Source organism: Enterobacter sp. GER_MD16_1505_Eko_090 (genome assembly GCF_003331015.1).
Lineage (GTDB): Bacteria > Pseudomonadota > Gammaproteobacteria > Enterobacterales > Enterobacteriaceae > Enterobacter > Enterobacter roggenkampii.
Genome location: NZ_PUQF01000054.1, coordinates 1 through 2284, shown reverse-complemented (window position 1 = coordinate 2284; position 2284 = coordinate 1). Strand labels below are relative to the sequence as shown.

The 2284-nt window shown below is 50.7% G+C and carries 1 protein-coding gene; it reads right to left on the bottom strand.

All coding sequences use genetic code 11. The annotated features are described in order from the left end of the window. Positions 1 to 178: 178 nt before the first annotated feature. The gene (locus tag C6A40_RS24655; protein WP_069325468.1) at positions 179 to 1861 is read right to left on the bottom strand and encodes a methyl-accepting chemotaxis protein; all 1683 of its coding nucleotides are present in this window, start codon (positions 1859 to 1861) and stop codon (positions 179 to 181) included. Positions 1862 to 2284: the final 423 nt, after the last annotated feature.

Genomic DNA, 2284 nt, shown 5'->3' with positions numbered 1-2284 from the left:
GGAGGGACAGCTGATAGAAACAGAAGCCACTGGAGCACCTCAAAAACACCATCATACACTAAATCAGTAAGTTGGCAGCATCACCTGTCGCCTGTAAATAACCGGCACAGTGCGAACACCATGCCGGGAGATTATGGCTGACAAAACGGGAACGACAGGATCCCGCTGTTGTCGGGGGTCAGAAGGTTTCCCAGTTCTCGCTGGCGTGTTGTTCCGTTTCACGAACGGACTTTACCGCTTTAACCTTACTCTGCGGGCTGGTGTTGCTGATTGTCGGTACTATGGTATTTTTTCGTTCAGCATCGCGTTTTTTATTATCACGGAGACGAAATACGCTCACCTTCTCCTGCAGAATCCGTGACTGATTCTGCAACGAAGCGGCAGTGGCTGCAGACTGTTCCACCAGAGCTGCATTTTGTTGGGTGGTGCTGTCTATCTGGCCCATGGCGCTGTTAATCTGGGCAATACCATCTCCCTGCTCACGACTGGCCTTGGCTATTTCGTCAATCAGCCCTTCCATGCTCTGGACGTTACTGATGATATCCTCCATTCCCCTGTCTGCTTTTTCAACCAGGGTACGGCCGGATGCAATGCGGGAAACGGAGTCATCAATGAGCTCTTTTATTTCCCGCGCGGCAGAAGCACTGCGCTGAGCCAGATTACGAACCTCTCCGGCCACAACCGCAAATCCACGGCCGGACTCGCCGGCGCGTGCGGCTTCCACGGCAGCATTAAGCGCGAGAATGTTGGTCTGGAAGGCAATCCCGTCGATGACCTGGATGATGGCTGTCATTTCAGACGAGGTGTCGTAAATCTCCTGCATCCGGGAAGACACCTCACTCATGACCACTCCATTCTGTTTCACAATGGCCGTTGTTTCTGTCACAAACTGGTAAACCTGTGCTGTATTGCCGGCAGTATTGTTTATGGTGGCCGTCAGTTGTTCCAGAGTGGCCGCCGTCTGTTCCACACCGGCAGCCTGCTCTTCGGTGCGGGCTGACAGGTCTGTATTACCACTGCTGATTTCTGCTGCAGTCAGCGCAATATTGTCCGCTCCCTGACGTACTTCCCGGACGGTGTTACTCAGACTCCCGCACATATCACGCAGTGCCTGCATCAGTTGCCCCAGCTGGTCCTGTGAGTCCACTTTAATCTCCACACACAGGTTACCTTCCGCCACTTCCCGGGCAATCCGGACGGCTGAAATCAACGGACAGGTAATGCTTCTGGTGATCAGCCATGCCAGCACACCTCCCAGAAGAAGCGCCATACACCCAGTGATGATCAGTGTCAGTATGGCTTTCGTACCATTATCATGGATAACTTCATCCGCTTTATCTATGCTTGTTTTTTCGTATTCCACCAGTGCCTGCAGACTGGCAATGTAGTCATTTATGATCGGTAACTGCTGTGACCGAATGAAGTTGTTCAGGGCTTCACGGTCCCCCTGCTCACTGATCTGAAGAGCTTTTACCAGGGTATCTGCATACACCTGACGCTTTTCACCAATGGTTTTCAGCAGCTTAATACCCTGCTCTGAATTAAACTCCCTGTTAAATTTATCCTGCAGTATATCCACGCGAGCAGCGGTTTTCTCTATCCGCTGCTGTGCATATGTCCTGATATCCGGGTCCCCCGACGTCAGCAGAACCAGTCCAAGCGCACCGTTTGATTCAATACCGGTCTGCCATTCATTCGCCATACGCTCCTGCAGAAGATAATAATCCGTCACGCGCTCGGTGGAAGTGAGCATAGAGTACAGGTACCCCACTCCGGTCACTGTCATGATCATGACAAGAACCAGAATTAGGCTGAAGCTGCCAGCCAGCCTGATACCCACACTAAAGTCTTTGATTTTCATTTTATTACTCGTGAATGAAACTGGTTATTTCGGACCCCGGTGTCCCTGACAAATAACTGGTGCCTCCAGACTTATTTATGAGGAATCATATTTTGATTAACGAGATCTGTTATCGGTATCAGTGTGCCTGAATGGAGTGTGTCAGACACGACCATTTAATACCCCGGAGCGTCCTGCCAAAAAAGACAAGCCGGTGAGGGCTGGTCTGAAATCTGACAATGTCTATGGGGTCTACCGTTGCGTAGAGGGCTGTCATAACGTTAATAAGATTATCGGCAACAGTCCGGTAAACTTTAACGGCACTGTTGCAAATAGTCGGTGGTGATAAACTTATCATCCCCTTTTGCTGATGGAGCTGCACATGAACCCATTCAAAGGCCGGCATTTTCAGCGTGACATCATTCTGTGGGCCGTACGCTGGTA

Excerpts from the sequence above, each read along its gene's own strand:
- C6A40_RS24655 (WP_069325468.1), bottom strand. The coding sequence starts at position 1,861 with ATGAAAATCAAAGACTTTAGTGTGGGTATCAGGCTGGCTGGCAGCTTC.